The organism is bacterium (genome assembly GCA_035691305.1).
Classification (GTDB): domain Bacteria; phylum Sysuimicrobiota; class Sysuimicrobiia; order Sysuimicrobiales; family Segetimicrobiaceae; genus DASSJF01.
In genome coordinates, this window is record DASSJF010000005.1 from 95,321 (window position 1) to 117,057 (window position 21,737).

General features: G+C 69.4%; 19 protein-coding genes. 6 read left to right on the top strand and 13 right to left on the bottom strand.

Annotated features, from left to right (window positions below; all coding sequences use genetic code 11):
• Positions 1–17 precede the first annotated feature (17 nt).
• Complete coding sequence (locus VFL28_00995) at positions 18–1,784, bottom strand: hypothetical protein (protein ID HET7263215.1); 1,767 nt, start codon at positions 1,782–1,784, stop codon at positions 18–20.
• Positions 1,785–1,990: 206 nt separating this feature from the next.
• Between VFL28_00995 and VFL28_01000 the strand changes: the two genes are divergently transcribed.
• Together VFL28_01000 and VFL28_01005 are read left to right on the top strand one after the other, a co-directional pair.
• A complete protein-coding gene (locus VFL28_01000; protein ID HET7263216.1) occupies positions 1,991–2,818 on the top strand; it encodes a response regulator transcription factor in 828 nt (275 codons plus the stop codon).
• Entirely contained in the window at positions 2,815–4,611 is a 1,797-nt protein-coding gene (locus VFL28_01005) for an ATP-binding protein (protein HET7263217.1), read from the top strand. The genes VFL28_01000 and VFL28_01005 overlap by 4 nt, the downstream gene beginning before the upstream one ends.
• A gap of 31 nt (positions 4,612–4,642) precedes the next feature.
• Here the strand turns inward: VFL28_01005 and VFL28_01010 are convergent, their stop codons facing one another.
• The 10 genes from VFL28_01010 to VFL28_01055 all read right to left on the bottom strand — a co-directional run bounded on the left by VFL28_01010 (position 4,643) and on the right by VFL28_01055 (position 14,656).
• Positions 4,643–5,362 carry an ABC transporter ATP-binding protein gene (locus VFL28_01010; protein HET7263218.1) on the bottom strand — a complete coding sequence of 240 codons (720 nt, stop codon included), beginning with the start codon at positions 5,360–5,362 and terminating at the stop codon, positions 4,643–4,645.
• A 4-nt stretch (positions 5,363–5,366) separates the two neighbouring features.
• Entirely contained in the window at positions 5,367–6,143 is a 777-nt protein-coding gene (locus VFL28_01015) for an ABC transporter ATP-binding protein (GenBank protein HET7263219.1), read from the bottom strand.
• Positions 6,140–7,264, bottom strand: a complete 1,125-nt coding sequence (locus VFL28_01020; protein HET7263220.1) for a branched-chain amino acid ABC transporter permease — start codon at positions 7,262–7,264, stop codon at positions 6,140–6,142. The genes VFL28_01015 and VFL28_01020 overlap by 4 nt, the downstream gene beginning before the upstream one ends.
• 5 nt (positions 7,265–7,269) lie before the next feature.
• Positions 7,270–8,187, bottom strand: a complete 918-nt coding sequence (locus tag VFL28_01025) for a branched-chain amino acid ABC transporter permease (GenBank protein ID HET7263221.1) — start codon at positions 8,185–8,187, stop codon at positions 7,270–7,272.
• Positions 8,188–8,262: 75 nt separating this feature from the next.
• Positions 8,263–9,441 carry a branched-chain amino acid ABC transporter substrate-binding protein gene (locus VFL28_01030; protein HET7263222.1) on the bottom strand — a complete coding sequence of 393 codons (1,179 nt, stop codon included), beginning with the start codon at positions 9,439–9,441 and terminating at the stop codon, positions 8,263–8,265.
• Positions 9,442–9,663: 222 nt separating this feature from the next.
• Positions 9,664–10,917 carry a Glu/Leu/Phe/Val dehydrogenase gene (locus tag VFL28_01035; GenBank protein ID HET7263223.1) on the bottom strand — a complete coding sequence of 418 codons (1,254 nt, stop codon included), beginning with the start codon at positions 10,915–10,917 and terminating at the stop codon, positions 9,664–9,666.
• A 34-nt stretch (positions 10,918–10,951) separates the two neighbouring features.
• On the bottom strand, positions 10,952–11,836 hold the full coding sequence (gene ftsX, locus VFL28_01040; protein ID HET7263224.1) for a permease-like cell division protein FtsX: 885 nt from the start codon (positions 11,834–11,836) through the stop codon (positions 10,952–10,954).
• Positions 11,837–11,906: 70 nt separating this feature from the next.
• Entirely contained in the window at positions 11,907–12,596 is a 690-nt protein-coding gene (gene ftsE, locus VFL28_01045) for a cell division ATP-binding protein FtsE (protein ID HET7263225.1), read from the bottom strand.
• Positions 12,597–12,681: 85 nt separating this feature from the next.
• Complete coding sequence (gene surE / locus VFL28_01050; GenBank protein HET7263226.1) at positions 12,682–13,515, bottom strand: 5'/3'-nucleotidase SurE; 834 nt, start codon at positions 13,513–13,515, stop codon at positions 12,682–12,684.
• Positions 13,481–14,656: a HEAT repeat domain-containing protein gene (locus VFL28_01055; GenBank protein ID HET7263227.1), complete on the bottom strand. Its 1,176-nt coding sequence runs from the start codon at positions 14,654–14,656 to the stop codon at positions 13,481–13,483. The genes surE and VFL28_01055 overlap by 35 nt, the downstream gene beginning before the upstream one ends.
• Positions 14,657–14,889: 233 nt before the next feature.
• Between VFL28_01055 and VFL28_01060 the strand changes: the two genes are divergently transcribed.
• Both VFL28_01060 and hpt read left to right on the top strand, forming a co-directional pair.
• A complete protein-coding gene (locus tag VFL28_01060) occupies positions 14,890–15,264 on the top strand; it encodes a hypothetical protein (GenBank protein ID HET7263228.1) in 375 nt (124 codons plus the stop codon).
• 5 nt (positions 15,265–15,269) lie between these two features.
• Positions 15,270–15,857: a hypoxanthine phosphoribosyltransferase gene (gene hpt / locus VFL28_01065; protein ID HET7263229.1), complete on the top strand. Its 588-nt coding sequence runs from the start codon at positions 15,270–15,272 to the stop codon at positions 15,855–15,857.
• On the opposite strand, the gene dinB is transcribed toward hpt, so the two are convergent.
• Positions 15,796–17,094, bottom strand: a complete 1,299-nt coding sequence (dinB, locus tag VFL28_01070) for a DNA polymerase IV (protein ID HET7263230.1) — start codon at positions 17,092–17,094, stop codon at positions 15,796–15,798. The two genes, hpt and dinB, sit on opposite strands and share 62 nt — an antisense overlap.
• A 170-nt stretch (positions 17,095–17,264) precedes the next feature.
• On the opposite strand from dinB, the gene VFL28_01075 reads away from it, so the two are divergent.
• Positions 17,265–19,514 carry an aconitate hydratase gene (locus tag VFL28_01075; GenBank protein ID HET7263231.1) on the top strand — a complete coding sequence of 750 codons (2,250 nt, stop codon included), beginning with the start codon at positions 17,265–17,267 and terminating at the stop codon, positions 19,512–19,514.
• A gap of 73 nt (positions 19,515–19,587) precedes the next feature.
• On the opposite strand, the gene mutM is transcribed toward VFL28_01075, so the two are convergent.
• On the bottom strand, positions 19,588–20,376 hold the full coding sequence (mutM, locus tag VFL28_01080) for a bifunctional DNA-formamidopyrimidine glycosylase/DNA-(apurinic or apyrimidinic site) lyase (protein HET7263232.1): 789 nt from the start codon (positions 20,374–20,376) through the stop codon (positions 19,588–19,590).
• A 166-nt stretch (positions 20,377–20,542) separates the two neighbouring features.
• Between mutM and VFL28_01085 the strand changes: the two genes are divergently transcribed.
• On the top strand, positions 20,543–21,737 hold a 1,195-nt coding region (locus VFL28_01085; protein ID HET7263233.1), incomplete at its 3' end, for a hypothetical protein.

A 21,737-nucleotide genomic window follows, 5' to 3' on the forward strand; every position in this document is an offset into this window, starting at 1 on the left:
CTCGAGGCGGCGCCGGGTCAGGTCGAGACACGCGCCGCGGCGACCGCGTCGCGATACCCATCCAGGGTCAGGTGGATCGATCCCGTGCGGGCCGCGACCGCATACCCGATGAGGTCCATCGTGCGGGCGACCGCCTCTTTGAGGCCCGCGATCTTTGGATCATTCGCGAGAATCGTATTGAGATCGTAGCACCGGCTGGCCTGATGCAGCACCCGGAACAGATCGAACTCCTCGGCGAGCGTCTCCGGCAGGCCGTGCTGCCGCTGGAACGCGGCGTAAAGCGCCTCCGGCGTGCCGCCGTCCTTGGCCGCCTCCGCCTCGACGCGGGCGATGACGGCCTTCTCCGTCTCGTCGTCGACGGCACGGTAGGCGTTGTAGGCGATCTCGCGCTTTCGGTCCGGCGTCTCCCCGAGCAGCAGACGGCCCATGAACGCTCCGAGCGACAGCGTCTCGAGGACCGTCTTGTCGCTCGGATTCCGCTTGAGCAAGATCACGCTGGAGAGCGGCGTCGGCTCCATCGGGTTCGTGACGACGCGCGATGCCGGCAGAATGCGCGTGATGTCAAGCATCGTGCGGCTGTTGTCGAACGCGATCATGCGGGCCAGCAGGCGCTTGAGCTCCTCGCGCGGCATCGCGCCGAGGTGGGCCGCGGCCTCCCGGGCGTACTGATCTTCCCCGCCGGTCACGGCCAGGATGTCGTCGACGAGCGCGTCGAGCTCCGCCGCGTGGTCGTCCAGAAACGTCGCGGTCACGTCCGGCACGTTCTCGAGCGGCGACCGCAACATCTCGTGCGCGGAGATGGGAAAGTTGCCGACGAGGTTGGTGCGCAGGTAGAAGATCTTCTCGCTCGTGTACGCGTACGCTTCGGGCGGCTGCGAGAGGTCGAGGTCGGCCAGCGGCGCCGTCCTCTCCGCGTTGCGGAGATCGAGGCCGCGGATCCGCCCGGGCGCGTTCCGGTGCTCCTCGAGCCACCGGAAAACGCGGTAACCGCGCACCGGCGCGCCCTGCGCCGGCAACACTTCGAGCGGCGCGAGACGGTCGCCCCCGCGGGTGGCGTACGCGTAGCGTACGTACACCCAGTCGTCCGAGTGGAATCGCGTGTCGGGGTACACCGCCTGCAGGCCGTACGACGACGTGGACTTCCCGGTCCCGGTCGGCGCGATGTAGAGGACGCCCCGCCCGCCCTTCTCGACACAGGCGCCGTGGATGCTGTGGATCCCCCACTCTTCAGCGAGCACGCGACCGACCGCGCCCAGGACCCACGACTTGAGTTGCCCGTAGTAGGAGGTGTTGAAGAACACCACCGTGTTCGTGCGCCGGCTGTAGTAGGCCGCCTCCTGCTGGTCGGCGACGCGTCCGAGCGCGTACACCGTCACCTGGGGTTTGACCGGAGGCTCAAGGCGTGTCTGCGCCCGCCACTCGTCCGGGCTGTACCAGTTGGTCCGCCAGAAGTTCGAGAGATGCGCGGAGTTGGTGATCGCGCGGACACGCACGCCGTGGATCACGACATCCTGGAGGGTCAGCGGCTCTTTACCGGCGTGCCGCACGATGTGCTCGACGGCCGACGAAACCAACTCGTCGCGCCGGCCCTCGATCCGATCGATGGTCTTGTCGTGGACCGCGGTGCGGCCCTTCGTCCGTGTAATGGTGTTGCGGGCGCCGATCGGCGTCCCGGGCCATTCGGGGGCCTTTGCGTCTGACGCAGGAGGAAAGGTGAACGGGTCCAGCGGCGGTCCTCCTCCAAGCGAAAACTGCGGGCGCGGACAACACGGTCCACGCACCAAGACCCGTCACTTCTGTCCGGTCCTCCGCCCCCCCTCCTGAACCGTCCGTACGCCGTTACGCAGTCGTGACGCGTCCGTGACGGTGCCCCAACCGTCGATGCGGAAAATGTGAGGCAGACGGCCGCGCCGCGGGCCGTTGGAGGGAAGGGACCCGGCGCGGAGAAGCGACACGGGCTCCCGGTGCGGTCGGGATGGAGGCAGACGGTATGGCGGTCAAGTCCGACTGGCAACCCGAAAGTCCGGGCCGGGTGAAACCCGGCGGACGGATCCTCGTCGTGGACGACGAGCCGCACATCGTCGAGCTCGTGCGCTACAACCTCAGCCAGGAGGGGTTCGCCGTGGACGTCGCCTACGACGGCCACGACGCGCTCGAAAAGGCGCGCACCTCCCCGCCGGACCTCGTGATCCTCGACCTCATGCTGCCCTACGTCGACGGCCTGGAGGTGTGCCGGCACCTGCGGCGCCAGACGTCCGTGCCCATTCTGATGCTGACCGCGAAGGACGGCGAACACGACCGCGTGCTCGGCCTCGAGTCCGGGGCCGACGACTACGTGACGAAACCGTTCAGCCCGCGCGAGCTCGTCGCGCGCGTCCGGGCGATACTCCGCCGCACCGGGCGCGACGACGTTCGCGGCGCGGAGGCGGCGCTCGTCGCCGGACGTCTCGCGCTCAACGCCGTCACGCACGAGGTCAGGCTGGGCGACCGCGTCATCGACCTGACGGCCAAGGAGTTCGACCTCCTGCGTCTCCTGATGAGCCATCCGAACCAAGTGTTCACCCGGGATTTTTTGCTCGAGCACATCTGGGGCTATGAGTACTTCGGTAGTACGCGCACCGTCGACATGCACATCAGCCGGCTCCGCGAGAAGATCGAGGACGATCCGAACACCCCCACGTTCATCGTGACCGTCCGCGGCGTCGGCTACAAGCTCAAGCGCGACGCAGGAGGCGCGAATGCGCCGGAGGTCTCGCGGGAAGGCCGCGAAGGCGGCCGAGACCGGGCGGCCGAAGGCCCAGACAGGTCGGGAGGATGACCGGCAGCCTCCGCTGGAAGCTCACCGCGAGCCATCTGCTGCTGGTGGTGTTTTCGCTGGCCCTCGTCGCCGCGTACCTTGTCCCGGCGCTGGTGCAGCTGCAGACCGAGATGTACGCCCGCGCGGTGCTGAGCCAGGCGCGCATGGCCGCGGTCGCGCTCGAACGCTACGAGGCGGAGAATCCCAACCTCACGCTCTCGGCGCTGGATGACGCCGCGAGCCGGCTCGCCTGGCGGAACGAGGTCTACATCGGCGTGAAGGACGCGGCGGGACATCCGCCCGCGACCAGCCGGTGGGCCTCCGCCGAAGCGGGGCCGGTCCCGCGCGAAGTGGCGGCTGCGTTGCGTAGAGAACCGATGCCGGTCGACGTCCGCCACGATCCCGTGATGCGCGAGACGCGCATGTTCGCGGCCGCGCCGCTCGTTTCAAACGGCCGGGTGACCGGCGTGGTCCAGGTCAGCGTGCCGCAGCTCTGGGTCCAAAACGTGCTGAATCGGGTCTGGAGCGCCCTCGGCACGGCACTGCTGCTCGGCGCCGCGGCGGCCTGGCTGCTCGGCGCGTGGCGCGCCCGCGCGCTCTCGGCGCCGGTGCAGGAACTCGCGCTCACGGCCGAGCGCATTTCGGCGGGGGACCTGACCAGCCGGGCGACCGTACGGAGCCGGGATGAGATCGGCCACCTCGCCGCGTCGTTCAACGGGATGGCGGAGCAGCTGCGGCAGAAACTCGACGCCCTCACCGACGAGCGCGGCAAGATCGAGGCGATCGTGAGCTCGATGAGCGACGCGGTCGTGGCCACCGACGCCGAGGGACGCCTCCTGCTCCTCAACGGCGCGGCGCGGGATCTGTTGGGCCTGCGGCCGGACGAGGTCGGCCGGCCGGCGGCGGCGGCCCTCGGCGACCACGCGGTGTGGCGGGCCCTCGATCGCACGACCCGTCGCGGCGTCGACGCCGCGGAGGAGTTTACGCTCGGCAGCGGGCTCAACGAGCGGCTGTTTCATCTCAACGCGACGACGCTGCGCGCGGCCGGCGGTCGGACGGCCGGCGCGGTGGCGGTCATCCGTGACGTCACGGAGTTCCGTCGCGCGGAGCGCCTGCGGCGGGACCTCACCGCGAACATCTCGCACGAGCTGCGTACCCCGCTGACATCGATCAAGGGGTTCACCGAGACGCTGCTCGCCGGCGCGTGGGCGGACGAAGCGGCCTGCCGGCGGTTTCTCACCATCATCGACGCCGAGGCGACGCGCCTCATGACGCTGGTCGACGACCTGATGGCCCTCTCCCGGCTCGAATCCCACGCCGACACGATGGATCTCGCGCCGGTGCGCCTCGACGCGCTTGTCGAGGCGGCGGCGAACCGCCTCCGGCCGCAGGCCGCGCAGCAGCGCATCGAACTGCGCACCTCGGCCGGCGAGCCGGCGATCGTGGAGGCGGACGCCGACCGCCTCCTCCAGGTCTTCACCAACCTGATCGACAACGCGATCAAGTTCACGCCCGAGGGCGGTACGGTGCGGGTCAGCCTCCGCCGGGACAACGGCGACGCGGTGGTCTCCGTCGCGGACTCGGGCCGGGGCATTCCCCCGGACGATCTGCCGCGGATCTTCGACCGGTTCTACCGGGTCGAGCGCTCGCGGAGCCGGGAAGCCGGGGGCAGCGGACTGGGGCTGGCGATCGCCAAGCACATTGTCGACGCGCACGGGGGACGGCTGACCGCGACGAGCCGGCCCGGCGCGGGCAGCACGTTCTCGGTCGCACTGCCGCTCGAGCGAGAGAAGGCGCCGGCGTCGGCGAACTGATCCGCCCGCGCCGCGGCGGCGGGCGGGGTCCTCACTCCAGCGATTCACCGAGGTAGCTTTTCCGCACGAGATCGCTTTCGCGCAGCCGCTCCGCGCGGTCCGTCAGCACGATCCGTCCCGTCTCGAGCACGTACCCGCGCTTCGCGATGGCCAGGGCCATCAGCGCGTTCTGCTCGACCAGCAGAATCGTCACGCCCTGCGCGTTGATCTCTTGGACCGTCCTGAAGATCAGCTCGACGAGCACCGGCGCCAGGCCCATCGAAGGCTCGTCGAGCAGCAAGATCTTCGGACGCGCCATGAGCCCCCGGCCGATCGCGAGCATCTGCTGCTCCCCGCCGGAGAGTGTGCCGGCCACCTGGGCGAGGCGCTCCTTGAGCCGGGGGAACAGGCCGCACACGCGGTCGAGGTCCTCGTGAATCTCCTTCGCGTTGGAGCGCGAGAAGGCTCCCATCTGGAGGTTCTCCGCAACCGTCATCCGCGGGAAGATGCGGCGCCCCTCGGGCACGAGGCACACTCCGCGCCTGGTGATTTCGTGCGGCCGAAGCCCGTGAATCGGCCGGGCTTCGAGCAGGATCTGTCCGGGATGCGGTCGGAGAAACCCGGCAATCGTCTTGAGGGTCGTGCTCTTCCCGGCGCCGTTGGCGCCGATCAGCGTCACGATCTCGCCGTCCTCCACGGTGATCGACACGCCGTGGAGGGCGTGAATGTGCCCGTAGAACGCGTGCACGCCGTCGACGGTCAGGCCGGCCACGCGGTCACCCCAGCGCCGCCTTGCCGAGGTAGGCTTCGACGACCCGCGGATCGCGCCGGATCTCGTCGGGGGTGCCCTCGGCGATCTTCTCCCCGTGATCGAGCACCGTCACCCGCTCCGCCACGCCCATCACGACACGCATCTGGTGCTCGATCAGCAGCACCGTCAGGCGGAGCTCACGGCGCAGCCGGCGGATGAACTCCATGAGGCGCCGCGCCTCCTCCGGGTTCATGCCGGCGGCGGGCTCGTCGAGCAGCAGGAGGCGCGGCTCGAGCGCGAGGGCCCGCGCGATCTCGAGGCGCCGCTGGTCGCCGTAGGCCAGGTTCTTGGCCATCTCGTCGTCGCGCCCGCGCAGGCCGACGAACGTGAGCAACTCGCGCGCGTTCTGGTGTGCCTGCGCCTCCTCCCGCGCGATCGCCCGGGTCCCCAGGACGATTCGCACCGGATCGGCGGTCAGATGCGCGTGCCGGCCGATCAGCACGTTTTCCAGCGACGTCATGTTGGCGAAGATGCGGATGCTCTGGAAGGTCCGGGCGATGCCGCGGCGCGCGATCTCGTGCGGCCGGCGGCCGGTGATGTCCTCACCGCCGAACGTGATCCGGCCGGCGGTGGGGTGGTACAGTCCGGCGACCACGTTGAAGAAGGTCGTCTTCCCGGCGCCGTTCGGCCCGATCAGGGCGACGACGCTCTCCGCCGGGACCGTGAAGTCCACGTTGTTCACGGCGGTGAGGCCGCCAAAGGCCTTCGTGACGCCCCGGGCGTCGAGCAGCAGCTCGCTCATGAGCCGCCCTCCGGAGGCGCCTCCGCCGCGCCGGTCGCGCCCGCGGCGGCCGAGACGTCTTCCGGCGGAATCTCCGCCGCCACGCGCTCGGTGATGATCGCCTTGGTCCGCCGCTCGGGGAACAGCCCTTCCGGGCGCAGCAGCATCAAGAGAATCAAGCCGAGGCCGTACAGCAGAAACTTGAGGTCGACGAAGTTCACCGTCGTCAGGAACGCGACCCGCCACGCCGCGCCGAGCGTGTGCGCCCACTGCGTGAGGTCGTTCAGAAACAGCGTCTGAAACTCGTACAGAATACCGGCGCCGGCGATCACGCCGAAGACGCTGCCCATCCCGCCGAGCACCACCATCGCCAGGATCGTGAACGACACGGTGAAGTTGAACTGCTCGGGACTGACGACGCCGAGCTTGGCCACGTACAGCGCGCCGCCGAACCCGGAAAAGAACGCCCCGAACGAGAACGCGAGCAGTTTCGTCGTCGTCAGGTTGATGCCCATCGAGGCCGCGGCAATCTCGTCCTCCCGCACCGCCAGCCAGGCGCGGCCGAGGCGGGAATCCCGGAGGCGCAGGACGGCGATCACGGAGAAGACGATGATCGCGATCAGCGTGTAGTAGTACGGCACCGGATTGAACCCGAAGCTGCCGTAGCCCCACAGCACCGGCTTGTCGATCCCGACCACGCCGTTCGTACCGCCCGTGTACTTGGGCAGGTTCAGAAAGACGGTCGGCACGATCTCCCCGAACCCCAGCGTGACGATCGCGAGGTAGTCTCCGCGCAGCCGCAGCGTCGGCGCCCCGAGCAGCGCCCCGGACACCCCGGCGATGATCGCCCCGAGGAACAGCATCGGCCAGAACGGGATGTGCACGTTGTAGAAGGGCGAGGCCGCGAGCGCGTACGTGTACGAGCCGATCGCGAAGAAGGCCGCGTAGCCGAGGTCGAGCAGCCCGGCGAAGCCGACGACGATGTTCAGACCGAGCGCCAGTAGCACGAAGACGGCGGCGTCGGCGGCGGCGTTGACGTGGGCCGGATTGCGATCGAGGAGCGGATACAGGACGAAGAGGACCAGTACCCCGAGGGCGATCCGGTAGCGGCCGGCGCGCGCCAGGAGCCCCGGCCCCCCCATCACGCTCAGGTGCGCTCCGGCAGCTGCTGGCCGAGCAGGCCGGTCGGCCGGAAGATCAGCACCAGGATGAGAACGGAGAAGATCGTCACCTCGGCCCACTGGAACCCGACGTACTGCGCGGTCATGACCTCGATGAACCCGATCAGAAAACCCCCGAGCGCGGCGCCGGTCGTGTTGCCGATGCCGCCGAGCACCGCGGCCGTAAACGCGATCAGCCCGGCCCGAAAGCCGTTGACGAACCAGGCGTTGCCGTAGTAGAAGCCCGTGATGACGCCCGCCGCGCCGGCGAGCAAGGAGCCGATGAAGAACGTGAGCGCGATCGTCTTGTTGATGTCGATGCCCATGATCTCTGCGGCTACCCAGTCCTGCGCCGTCGCCCGCATCGCCCGGCCGAGCTTGGTGCGGTTCACAAACAGGCTGAGCGCGATCATCATCACGAGCGACGAGAAGATGACGACGAGCTGCATCTGTCCCACGCTGACCGGGCCGAGCTCGAAGAACGGGTTGGGGATGATCTGCGGGATCGGCACCGGCGACGGACCCTTCCAGAGCTGGAGAATGTTCTCCAGGCTGAACGAGACCCCGATCGCCGTCAGGAGCGGGGCCAGACGCTGCCGCCCGCGGAGCGGCCGGTACGCGAAGCGTTCGATGATCACGCCCGTGGCGCCCATCACAAACATGGTCACGACAAACACCACGGTCAGCGCGAAGGCGAGCGCCAGCCCCGCCATGCGGTGCGTCGCGCCCATGAGCACCAGCACCGTGAGGGCGACGAACGAGCCGGCGGTGTACACGTCCCCGTGGGCGAAATTGATGAGCTCGATGATGCCGTAGACCATGGTGTAGCCGAGGGCGACGACGGCGTAGATCGCCCCCAGCGACAGGCTGTTGATGAGCTGCTGGCTGAAGAGAACCCAGTTCACGGCAGGCGGGTCGGGGGGCGGATCGGCGATCCGCCCCCGCCCCGTCTCGCGATGCCTATCCGCGCGGCCGCGCGGCTACTGCGCGATCTCCTGGTCGGCCCAGACCCATTTGCCGTTCTTGACGACGTAGACGCTGATGACGCGGTTCGTGGTGTCGCCGTTGGCGTCGAACCCGAAGGTGCCGAGAATGCTCTTGTAACCCTTCAGCGCGGCCACCCACGCGCGGACCTTCGCGCGGTCCGGCCCGACCGCCTTCACCGCGTCGATGAGGATCTTCGCGGCGACATAGGCGCTCGCGCTGTACGCGCCCGGATCGTCGTTGAACTTCGCCTTGTACGCCGCGAGGAAGGCCTTCGCCGACGCGATCTTCGTCGCGTCGATCGCCGCGACCGTGCCGTACGATCCGTCCGCCGCGTCGCCGGCGACCTTGAGGAACTCATCCTCGACGATGCCGTCCCCGCCCTCATAGGCGGCCTTGAGCCCGACGTCGGCCATCTGCTTGCGGATCAGCCCGCCGCCCGTCGTGGTGACGCCGCCGAAGAACAGGATGTCGGGGTTCTCGGCCTTGATCTTGGTCAGGATGGCGTGGAAGTCCTGAGTGCCCTTCGGGATGCCGTCGTGGCTCAGCACGGTGCCGCCGAGCCGCTTGAACTCCTTCTCAACCTCGTCGGCGATGCCCTTGCCGTAGGTTTCCGTGTCGTCGAGAATCGCCATCTTGCGTGCCTTCAGGGCCTTGAACGCGTAGTCCGCGGCCACGGGCCCCTGCAGGTCATCCGTCGCGCAGATCCGGAAGTAGTTGTTCGCCTTCGCCCGCAGAGCCTTCGCGTCCGCCCCCTTCGTGAGCGACGGGTTCGTCTGCGACGGGGTGATCTGGACGACGCCCGCCGCGTTGCTGATCGGGATCGACGCTTTGCCGACGTTGCTGTTGAAGTTGCCGACGATGCCCATCACCTCGGCGTCGGCGACGAGCTCCTGCACGTTCTTCGCGCCCTGCGCGGGATCGTGGACGCCGTTGACCGCGTCGTCCTTCAGCACCTCTTGGAACGTGTACATCCCGCCGGCCTTGTTGGCCTCGTCGATCGCGAGCAGCACGCCGTTGTTGGTCGGCACGCCGTTCGGCGCCTCGCCGCCCGACATCGGCAGATCCACGCCGATCTTGACCGTCCGGGTCGCCGCGCCGGCGCTCGGGCCGCCCGCGCCGGCGGTGAATCCAAGAACCGCCAGAATCGCGCCAAGTGCGATAATCCGTTTCACGATCCCACCTCCCCTGTCGCTTCCCCCCCAGAGCAAAGGGACGCCCGTACGATTCGCATCGTGTCGGGCAACCTCCTGGAACTCAAAGCAGGACGAGCACCTCGACGAGGCGCTCGCCCGCGATGAAGCGGCGGGCCGCCCGCCGCAGAAGTGGGTGTCGCCGCGGCGCGTCGCGCGGCCGCCGCCACCTGGACAGCCCGAGAAAAGCCGACCGAAGGAACGCTAAGGGTAAATTCCTCGCGTCAACAGCGCGTCGTTCAGGCGGCTCACCGCGCGCACCAGCGCGCCGGTGCGCATGTGGACCTGCTTTTCCTGCGACGTCTCGAGCACTTCGCGGAAGCTGCGCACCATGATCCGCTCGAGCCGCTCGTTGATCTCCTCTTCGGTCCAGAAGAACGACTGCAGATCCTGGACCCACTCGAAGTAGGAGACGACGACGCCGCCCGCGTTGGCCAGAATGTCGGGGACGACGAAGACTTTTTTGCCGCGCAGCACCTCGTCGGCCTCCGGCGTGGTGGGGCCGTTTGCGCCCTCGACGACCATGCGGGCCTTGATCCGATCGGCGTTGTCCTTCGTGATCTGGCCTTCCAGCGCGCTCGGCACGAGAATTTCGCACGGCAGCTCGAGGAGATCGTCGTTGGTGATCGCGTCCGTGCCCCGGTAGCCGGTCACGCTGCCGGTATGCTCCTTGTGGCGCAGCAGGTCGGCCGGGTCGATGCCCTTCGGGTTGTAGACGCCGCCGCCGCTGTCGCTGGCCGCGACGACCTTGCAGCCCTGTTCCTGGAGCAGCATCGCCGCGATGCTGCCGACGTTGCCGTAGCCCTGGACGACGACGCGCGCGCCGGCCAGCGGCATCCCGAGGTGCTTCGCCGCCTCGCGGGCGGTGATCATGCAACCGCGCCCCGTTGCCTCGACGCGGCCCTGCGAGCCGCCGATCGAGAGCGGCTTGCCGGTCACGACCGCGGGGACCGAGTATCCGCGGTGCATGCTGTAGGTGTCCATGATCCACGCCATGATGCGCGGCGTGGTGCCGACGTCGGGCGCGGGGATATCGCTCTCCGGCCCGATCAGCATCGAGATCTCGGTAGCGTACCGCCGGGTCAGATGCTCGAGCTCCTGCAGCGACAACTCCTTGGGATTGCAGATCACGCCGCCCTTCGCGCCGCCGTAGGGCAGCCCGACGACCGCGCATTTCCACGTCATCCACATCGCGAGCGCCCGCACCTCGTTGAGCGTCACGTCAGGATGGTAGCGGATGCCGCCCTTCGTGGGTCCGGGGACCGTCGTGTGGTGCACGCGGTAGCCCGTGAAGACCCGGACGGAGCCGTCCTCCAGTTTGACCGGAAAGTTGACGGTCAATTCCCGCTTCGGCTGCGCGAGCAGTTCCCGCACGCCGCGCTTGAGGCCGAGCATGTCCGCGGCGATCTGAAACTGCCGGAGCGCGACTTGCCAGGCGTCTTCACGCGGCGCCGTCATCACTGCTTTGGCCATAATCTCTCCCCTCCTACTCTCAGACGCGTACATACCGGCGCACGGCCAACAGGCTCGCCGTCACGCCGATGACTACTCCCCACACGAGCAGTTTCCAGACGACATCAAACGCGACCTCCCCCGCCCCCGGCAGGGGCACGAACGGCAGCGCCCGCGTCGCGCCGCCGGCGATCAGCGCGTAGCCTCCCGCCACCGCGGCCGCGGCGGCCACCGCGCCGCACGCGCCCGTCACGGCGCCCTCGACGACGAAGGGCCACCGGATGAACCACGCGGTCGCGCCGACGAGCCGCATCACCTCGATCTCCGCGCGCCGCGCGAACACCGTGAGCCGGACCGTCGCGGCGATCACGACGAGCGCCACGCACGCGAGCAGAACGCCGGCCGCGGTCCCGCCGACGCGCACGGCGCGGGTCACGCGGAGCAGCCGGTCGAGCACCTCGCCTCCGTCGCGCACCTCTTCGACCCCGGGGAGATCCCGCGCCGCCGCCGCGATCACCGGCAGTTGGTCGCTCGCCGTCGCGGTCACGACGAGGGACCCCGGCAGCGGATTGTGCTGGAGCAGATCCCGGAACTTTGCCCGCGGTCCAATCTGGGCCTCGAGGCGCCGCAGTGCCGCCTCCGGGGACACGTACTCGATGCCCGCGACGCCGGGAACGCGCGCCAACTGCCCGCGCGCCGCGGCGACCTCCTCCGTGGTGACCCCGACGCGGAAGTACGCGACGACCTGGAGCTGCTGCTCGAGCGAGGCGGCCACGTGGTTGAGCGCGCCCGCGACCGCGAGCGCACCTCCCAGCGCGACGAGCGTCACCGCGGTGATCACGACCGACGCGAGGCTCATCAGCCCGTTGCGGAAGAAGCCCTGGGCGCCCTCGGCGAGAGCATAGCGGAGGCCGAGCGGGCGCACCGACCGCGGCGCCTTAGCATGCCGGCGGCCGGTCCCGCTCCCGCGGGGCGAGGCCGGCGCGTTCCGCCGGCTAGTCCCCACGGCCGGCGTAGGCACCCTCGGCGTCGTCGCGAACGATCGCGCCGTGGTCGACGGCGATAACCCGGCGCCGGAGGCGGTCGACGATCGTCTGGTCGTGGGTCGTCACGATCACGGTCGTGCCCTCTGCGCTGATGCGCTGCAGCAACTGCACGATCTCCCAGGAGGTGGCGGGATCGAGGTTGCCGGTCGGCTCATCCGCGAGCAGGAGGCGCGGCCGGTGCACGAGCGCGCGCGCGATGCTGACGCGCTGCTGCTCGCCGGCGGACAGCTCCCGCGGCAGCGCGTCGGGCCGCGCGGCGAGCCCCACCTGTTCCAAGAGTTCCGTCACCCGGCGGCCGGCGTGGGGCGGCGCGCTGCCGGTGACCTCCAGCGCAAACGCGACGTTTTCCCAGGCAGACTTGCGCGGCAGCAGCCTGAAGTCCTGAAAGACGACGCCGACACGCCGGCGCAGGTACGGGATCTCGCGCGCCGGCATCCGCGTGACTTCGCGGCCCCCGACGTGAACCGTCCCGCGGGTCGGTAGCTCCTCGCGGTAGATCATCTTGAGCAGCGTGGATTTGCCGACCCCCGTCGGCCCGACGATGAAGACGAATTCGCCCGGTGCGACCTCGAACGAAACATCGCGCAGCGCCTCGACGCCGTTCGGATACGTCTTGCGCACCGAGGCGAAGCGGACCATCGGGCCCCCGGCGGCGTCCGCCGCCCGGTTCCCATTGCCCCCCAGCCACCACGTCCGCGCCCCGGTCACGGCATCCGTATGCCCATCAGCGCCCCGGCACCGCCAGCCTCCAGGAGCGGAGGACCGGATCGAGCTCCTCGTAGGTCATGCTGAGCCGCAGCGGCGTGACCGAAATTCGCCCCTGCGCCACCGCCCAGGCGTCCGTGCCCCCGGGGCTCTCCGCATCCTCCGCGGATCCGGTCAGCCAGTAGTAATCGCGGCCGCGCGGATCGGCGCGCTTTTCGAGCCGGCTGGCGAAGCGGCGGGTGCTCTGGCGCGTGATCTCCACCCCGCCGATCTCGAGCGCGGGGCGGTTCGGGACGTTCACGTTCAGGAAGGTATCGGACGGCAGGCCGTGCTGCGCAATCTGCGCGACCAGCTGCACCGCAAAGTCCGCCGCCGGCTCCCAGTACAGGTCGCGGAACGCGGCGACCGACATCGCGACGGCGGCGACGCCGAAGAGCGCCCCTTCGACCGCGCCGGACACGGTGCCGGAGTAGATGAGATCCATGCCGAGGTTCGCGCCGACGTTGATGCCCGAGACGACGACGTCCGGCGGCTGAGCGAGCAACTCGAGCATGCCGAGCGCCACGCAGTCGGCCGGCGTGCCGTTGGTCGCCCAGGCCGGCACGTCGAGGCCGGCGAGCGCGACGCGGGTCGCGCGGAGCGGCTTGTGGAGGGTGATCGCGTGGCTCGCGGCGCTGCGCTCGTGCTCCGGCGCGACGACGAACGTCGACGCCGCACGGCTCATCGCCCGGGCCAACGCGAGCAACCCGGGCGACGCGATTCCGTCGTCGTTGGTGAGAAGAACGTGAAGCGGAGCCCCGCCGCCCGCGGGCCGCGCGTCAGTCCTGGTCGCGCCACCAGTCCGGAGAGACATCTTTCTTCTTATAGGTCTTCACGGCCGGACGAGTTCCGGCCTTCTCCCGCGCGACGCGCTTGCGCAACTCTTCATACTCGTGCAGGTTCGTGAGCACCTTGAGGGTGTCCCACACCGCTTCTTCCACCTGGCCACCGTCTTTCAGCAGCAGGCCCATCAGCGGCTCGATCACGCGCTTGTCTCGCAACTTCCCGAGGAGGCGCACCACGAGCCGCTTCACGTCGGGATCGTCGTCGGCGAGATAGCCGAGCAGCCTGTCGAACGACGCCTCACCCAGCAGCGCGAACATCGCCTTGAGCGCGAAGCGCCGCACTTTGCCGATCGGATTCTCCATGGCGCCGGTGAGCGCCTGAAGCACGGCGTCGCGATCGCCCTGCTGCAGCGCCTGGACGACCTCGGGCGGCAAACCCGCCTCGCGGTCGCCCGGCGGGAGCGCGATCACCACCCGTTCCTCCAGCCGGCCGATCGTGCCCGCGGCGGTCTCCTGGAGCCGCGGGTCGCTCAAGAACACGTTGATGATCGGCGCCACGACGCGCTTGTCCCCGATGCGCCCGAGGATCGTCAGCGCGGTCAGTTTGACGTAATAGTTTTCGTCGTTGAGGGCCGCGAGCAGCGCGTCGGTGCTCCGCGGCCCCATCTCGGTGAGGATCCGCCAGACCTGCGCGCCGATCCGCCGCCGCAGGTACCGATCCTTGAAGGCCTCCATGAGCGGACCGACGGCCTCGGGCCCGATCCGGATCAGCGCGTCCGTCGCCGCGGTCACGAGCGACCGCTCCCGGCGCGAGAGCACCTTGATGAGCGCCTCCGCGGCGCCGGCGTCACGCAGCTCGCCGAGACCCTTCACCGCCTGCACGCAGACCTGCTCGGACCGGTCGCCGAGCGCCTGGCGCATCGCCTCCATCGCGGCCTGCCCGCCGACGCGACGTAGCGCCATGATGGCGCTCTTCCGGACATACTCGTCCTGATCGTGGAGGGCCTCGGCCAGGCCCGGCACCGCTCGTTCGTCGGCCAGCTTGCCGAGCGCGTGGGCGGCATCACTGCGAAGCGTGACGTCGGCACTGCGCAGCTGTTGCATGTAGTGCTCAACGTCGTGCTCGGATCCCGTGGATTCCGGCCGGCCACCCGCAGGGGGTGTCGTCATCGCACACTGCCTCCCGGCCCGCCGGCCGCATTCGCGTTTTGCGAACGCCGCGGTCCGGGCCCTCTCAAGAGGGACATGCTTCGGGTTGGACACACGTTCGCCGATCCCCAAACCCTCTCCTTGCCTTATTTTACACCGGCGGCTATACTATCGCTCAAGGTCGACGTAGCCGGCAGGAGGTCGCCGAAGGGCGGCCGGAGGTCTCGCCAAGACAGGGAGGACCACGGGGCTCGGTGAGGAGCCGTTTGCCCGCCGGCGAAGGGCACCCGCGGTTCGCCCACGCCAGCGAGGCTGAGTTCGCACGAATACTGGATTTTTACGGGGTCCGGTGGGAATACGAACCCCGCAGTTTCCCCCTCCGCTGGGACGCCCGGGGCCGCGCAATCGAAAGTTTCAATCCGGACTTCTATCTCCCGGATCTCAACCTTTATATCGAGCTGACGACGCTGAAGCAGAGCCTCGTCACCAAGAAAAACCGCAAGCTGCGGCGGTTGCGCGAGCTCTACCCCCACATCAACGTCAAGATCTTCTACGGACGCGACTACCGCCAGTTGCTTCTGAAGTACGGGCTGGCGCCGGCCGGCGAACCGCAGCTCGCGCCCCGGTAGACGCGGTGACCGGACCTCAGGCCGACATCCAGGAAGTTCTGTTCACGGAAGACCAAATCACCCGCCGCGTGCGCGAACTCGCCGCGGCGATCTCCCGCGACTACGCAGACCGCGCTCCCCTACTCGTGTCGGTCCTCAAGGGCGCGGTGTACTTCCTCACGGACCTGACGCGCGCGCTCGCCGTGCCGGTCGAGATCGACTTCATGGCGATCACCACGTACGGTGGCGCCAAAGCCCAAAGCGGCGTTGTGCGGCTGATCAAGGACCTCGACGTGGAGATCACCGGGCGCGACGTCGTGCTCGTCGAGGACGTCATCGACACGGGGCTGACCGCGGGCTACCTGCTGCGCCTCCTGCAGGCACGCGCGCCCGCGAGCCTCCGCATCTGCACGCTGCTCGACCGGCCGTACCGCCGGATCCTCGACACGCTCGACATCGGGTACCGCGGCTTTGAGGTGCCGGACCGCTTCCTGGTCGGCTATGGCCTCGACTATCGCGAGCGGTACCGCCACCTGCCGTTCATCGGCGTGCTCAAGAACGAGGTGCTGGCCGCCGCGGCAGCCGCCGCGCCCTCCGGTCCTCCCGTGGGGTAGCGGCGCCCGGCTCCAGCACGCGCGCCGGTCCGACGGTGCCCTCCCCGAACCGCTCGTTGATCGCATCGACGACGTGATCCACCGGCTTACGGAGCGCCGGCTCGGCCGCCCCCCGCGCGCCCCCCGCGCCGGCCCCACCGAAGAGATCGGTCTGCGCCGCCGCGGGCCGCTCGAGGCCGCTGACCGACACCCCGACGAGACGCACGCGCCGCGTCAACGTTCCGAGCCGCTTCCAAAGATCGGTGACCGCTTCCGAGATCCGGCCGCCGTGGTCCGTCGCCGCGGGCAGCGTGAGGCGCCGCGTCACGGTGTCGAACGGTTCGAAGCGCACCTTGAGCACGACGACGCGGCCCGCGAGGCCCTCGGCGCGCAGGCTGTGGGCCACGTCCTCGCACGCCGCGCGGAGTGTACGCGCGAGCAGGTCGCGGTCGCGCGTGTCGTGGTCGAAGGTCGTTTCGCGGCCGATGGATTTCGCCTCGCCGCCCGGATCGACGGGGCGGTCGTCCTCCCCGCGGCTGAGGGCCGCGAGCCGCTCGGCGGGAAACCCCAGCATCGCCCGCAGCGCGGAGACCGGTGTCCGCCGCAGCGCGCCGATCGTCGTGATGCCCCGGCCCTCGAGCCGCGCGCGCGTCTCCGGCCCGACGCCCCACAGCACGCCGACCGGCAGCGGGTCGAGCTCGGCCCGCACGCCGCTCGCGGGGATCCGGCGCACGCCGTCGGGCTTCGCCAGTTCCGAGGCGACCTTCGCGAGAAACTTGTTCGGCGCGACACCGACCGACGCGGGCAGCCCGAGCCGCACCCGGATCCGCCGCCGGATCGCGCGCCCGAACCGCACGCCTGTCTCCGTCTGCTCGGCCGCTCCGTGCGGCGCATCCTCCGGTGCGGCCGGCACGGGGCAGCCGGTCAGATCGAGAAAGGCTTCGTCCACCGAGATCGGTTCGATCTGCGGCGTGAAGGTCTCGAGCAGATCAAAGAGCCGCGCCGATTCGGCCCGGTAGCGCGCCATGTCGGGTGGGAGGAAAACGGCGCTCGGACACAGCGTGAACGCGCGGCGCGACGGCATCGCCGAGTGAATGCCGTACCGCCGCGCTTCGTACGATGCGGCCGCCACCACGCCGCGTGCATGCGGGCCGGCGCCGACGACGACCGGCCGGCCGCGATACTCGGGACGGTCGCGCACCTCGATCGCCGCGAAGAACGCGTCCATGTCGACGTGCGCGATGATGCGCTCGCTCACGGCGAGCGCGTTCGACGATCACGCGGGGCTCCCTGCAGGACCGCGAATGCGGCCGAGACACGAGCGAACGGGGCCGCGGTGACGCCCCGCGCGCAGAGTGCTATGCTCTGTTGGGTTCGGATCCCATCTGGGGGGCTTTCCGCATGGTCACGATCGAGTCGACCGCCGCGATGGCGGCCGCGGTCTACGCACGCATGGAACGGACGCTCGGCGTGGTCCGGCGCCGCCTCGGCCGGCCGCTCACGCTGGCGGATAAGGTGCTGCTCGGCCATCTCGACGATCCCGACTCGCAGGAGATGCGGCCGGGCCACAGCTACCTACTGCTGCGGCCCGACCGCGTCGTCCTTCAGGATGTACTGGGGCAGACGGCGATGCTGCAGTTCATGCAGACACGCCGCAGCGCCGTGGCCGTGCCGACCACGATCCACTGCGACCATCTGATTCAGGCCCGGGTCGAAGGCCGGGCGGATCTCCAGGCCTCCATCGCTGAAAACTCGGAGGTCTACGACTTTCTCCGGTCCGCGGCGGCGAAGTACGGTGCGGGGTTCTGGGGGCCGGGCGCCGGCATCATCCACCAAGTCGTTCTCGAACACTACTCGTTTCCCGGCGAGCTGATCATCGGCACCGACTCGCACACTCCGAACGCCGGCGGGCTTGGCGCCTGCGCGGTGGGTGTGGGCGGCGCGGACGCCGTCGAGGTGATGGCCGGCCTGCCGTGGGAGGTACTCTACCCGAAGCACATCGCCGTCTACCTGACCGGTGAAATGAGCGGCTGGACGGCGCCGAAGGACGTGATCCTCTACGTCGCGGGCCAGCTCACCGTCGCGGGCGGTACCAACGCGATCGTCGAGTACATCGGCCCCGGCGCGCGCACGATCAGCGCGACCGGCAAGGCCACGATCACAAACATGGGAGCGGAGCTCGGCGCGACGACGTCGATGTTTCCGTACGACGAGCGGATGGCGACGTATCTGCGGGCCACCGGCCGCGCGGAGCTCGTCGACCCCGCCCGCACGCATCAGCATCTGCTGGCACCGGACACGGAAGTGGAAGCCGACCCCGAGCGCTACTACGACCGGGTGGTCCGGCTCGACCTGTCGGCGCTCGAGCCCTACGTCGTCGGACCGCACTCGCCGGATCGGGCGCGGCCGGTCTCCAAGCTCGCCGCCGAAGTCCGGGACACCAAGAACGAGTTCCTCGACAAGATCTCCGCGGCGCTCATCGGCAGCTGCACGAACTCGTCCTACGAGGACATGAGCCGCGCGGCCGACGTGGCGGAGCAGGCGCGCGCGCACGGACTCAAAGCGGCCGTACCGTTCCTCGTGACGCCCGGCTCCGAACAGGTCCGGGCGACGATCGAGCGCGACGGCCAGATGCATTCACTGACCGAGATCAAGGCAACGGTCCTCGCGAACGCCTGCGGCCCGTGCATCGGACAGTGGCGGCGGGCCAGCGCGGAAGCGACGGTCCCGAACACGATCGTGACCTCCTATAATCGCAACTTCCCCCGCCGCAACGACGGGCAACCCACGACGATGAATTTCATCGGCAGTCCGGAGCTGGTCACGGCGTTCGCGCTCGCCGGCCGGCTGTCGTTCAATCCTCTCACGGACACCCTGACCGGCGCGGACGGGAAGCCCTTCCGGCTGCGCGCCCCGGCCCCGGCGCCCGAGGTGCCGTCCACGCCTTTCGACCCCGGCCGCATCACCTACGTGGCGCCGCCCGCCGATGGCAGCCCGGTGGAGCTGAAGGTCGACCCGAAGAGCGAACGCCTGCAGCTCATGGAACCCTGGCCGGCGTGGGACGGGAAAGATTTTGCGGACATGCCTATTCTATTAAAGGCGAAGGGCAAGACCACGACCGACGCCATCTCCCCGGCCGGCCCGTGGCTGCGCTACCGGGGCCATCTCGACAAGTTCAGCGACAACGTGTTCTCAGGCGCGATCAACGCCTTCACCGGTGAGGCGGGCAAAGTCCGCAACCTCATCACCGCGGAGGCCGGCCAGCCGGTCTCCGCGGTGGCGCGCGACTACAATGCGCGCGGGCTCCGCTGGGTCGTGATCGGCGACTCCAACTACGGCGAGGGTAGCAGCCGCGAGCACGCGGCGCTGTCGCCGCGCCTTTTGGGGGCCGCGGCCGTGATCGCACGCACCTTCGCGCGCATTCATGAGTCGAACCTCAAGAAGCAGGGCGTACTGGCCCTCACGCTGGCCGAGCCGGGCGACTACGACCGTTTCCGCGAGGACGATCGCGTGAGCCTGGTCGGTCTGGAGGCCATGGCGGCGGGCAAGCCGGTGGAGTGCCGGATCCGTCACGCCGACGGTACGACCGAGACGCTCTGGCTCAACCACTCGTACAGCACCTCGCAGCTGGAGTGGTTCCGGAAGGGATCGGCGCTGAATCTGTTCCACGGGCACTAGACGGGCCGAGCGGTCCTTGGGACAAATTGAGGGGCGGCCCGAGCGGCCGCCCCTCTCTCTCGCCCGCCGGCGCTCAGCGCTGGCAGCGCGGACAGAAGTAGGCCGTCCGCCCGCCGATCTTCGCGGTTCGCAGGAGACCGCCGCAGCGGGGGCAGGTCCCTCCCCGCCTTCGGGCTTCGACAAGATCGCCGGCCGGCGCGCCGCGGCGCGAGAGCGCCGCGATCCCCCGGCGGAGCGCCGCGCGAATCGAGCGATGGAGGGCGCGAATCTGAGGCGGGCGCAGCGTGCGCAGCATCCGCGCGGGGTGCAGGCGCGCCTGAAATAGAATCTCGTCGGCGTAGATGTTGCCGATGCCGGCGATCAAGTCCTGACGCAGCAAGAACGCCTTGAGCGTTGCGCGCCGGCCAGCGATCAGGGCGCGCAGGCGGTCCGGCGAGAACGCCGCGGTCAACGGCTCCACGCCGAGCGCGCGCAGTCCGGGAACCTTCGCCAGGTGACCCACGCGGACGAGATCCACGTGGCCGAACCGCCGCTGGTCCACGAACCGCATGTCGTCCGGTCCAAAGCCGACGACGAGCCGCGTCTGCGGACGAAAGACCGCGCGCCTCGGCACAACGACGAAATCTCCGGTCATGCGCAAGTGCCCCACCATGACGAACGCGCCGCTCAGCGGAAAGATCAAGTACTTGCCCCGGCGACCGACCGTCAGGACCCGGCGGCCACGGAGCGTGCGCGCGAACGTGCGCGGTGCGGGGGAGCGCACGACGGACGGATCACGGACGGCGACGCGCGACACACGCCGGCCGCGGATGCGCCGGCGGAGGTAGCGCGCGGCCGATTCGACGTCCGGCAGTTCGGGCACGCGAATTCGTTCAACGGGCGACGCGCCGGATCATCCCCGGCCGGGGCTTCACAACTCCGAAGGGCCGTTCACAAAGTCCGCATGGTTTCCGCACCGCTTTCCCACACCGCGTTCACGAGCCGGCGGTATCGTGAGGGCAGGCAAGCAGGCTGAGGAGGGTTGAGCCGTGCGAAGCGCTATTGCCGTCGTGATCGCCGTGTTCGTCTCACTTCTTGGGCTCAACGGCGTCGGCCACGCACAAACCGCCGCGGAAATCCAAGGAACGCTCGAGACCGTCGACTGCCAGAACGGCGCGGTGACGACGCTCGACGCTTTGGGCAACACAGAAACCGTCTACGCCTCCGATTCGACGGCGGTCGCGGTGGAATCGTCAAGCGTGGACTTCTGCTCGCTCAATGGATACGTCGGCGCGCCCGTGGACGCCTGGGTCGTTCCGTACGACAACGAGTTCGTCGCCACCCAGATCGACGTGACCGGCCCCGTCCCGGTCCTGGCGGCGACCCAGACCGCGGTCGCACCGATGCCGATCGTCGGCGCGGTGCTCGGCACCATCCTGGTCGGCGGGCTGCTCTATCTGCTCGCGCACGACAGCGCCGCCTACTACCGCTATCCGTACTACGGCGCGTACTACCATCACTACTACAGCGCGTCGTACCGACCGTACACCGGCTGGTATCCTGCATCCCCGCCGATCATCTACGTCGCGACGCCGATCGTCGGCACGGTCCTCGGGATCGTGGCGGTGAATAACTACCAGTACCTCGCCGTCCGAGATTACGACGGAGCGTACCGCCGGTACCCCTATTACGGGCCGTACCGGTCGTACTACTATCACCCGACCTACCGCTACTACAGCGGCACGTACGTCAACATCTACACACAGGCGCCGGTCGCAGTGGGCGATTCGCACTGGGACGCGCCTCGATACCAGATGCAGCAGTGGCAGCGGACGGTGACTTCGCGGCCCAACGCATGGTCGGCGCCGCATCGTTCGATGCCGGCGACCTACCAACGGCCGCAGTGGCAGCCGCAGTCCCAGCCGGTATTTCAGCGTCCGGCCCCGGCGCCGCAGCCGCAACCGACGTATCAGCGGCCCCAGTGGCAACAGCAACCGCAGGCGCAGCCCACCTACCAGCACCCGCAACCGCAACCGACGTATCAGCGGCCCCAGTGGCAGCAGCCGCCGCAGGCGCAGCCCACCTACCCGCGCCCGCAGCCGCAGCCGCAACCGACATATCAGCGGCCCCAGTGGCAACAGCAACCGCAGGCGCAGCCCACCTACCAGCGCCCACAGCCGCAACCGCAACCGACCTATCAGCGGCCCCAGTGGCAGCAGCCGCCGCAGGCGCAGCCCACCTACC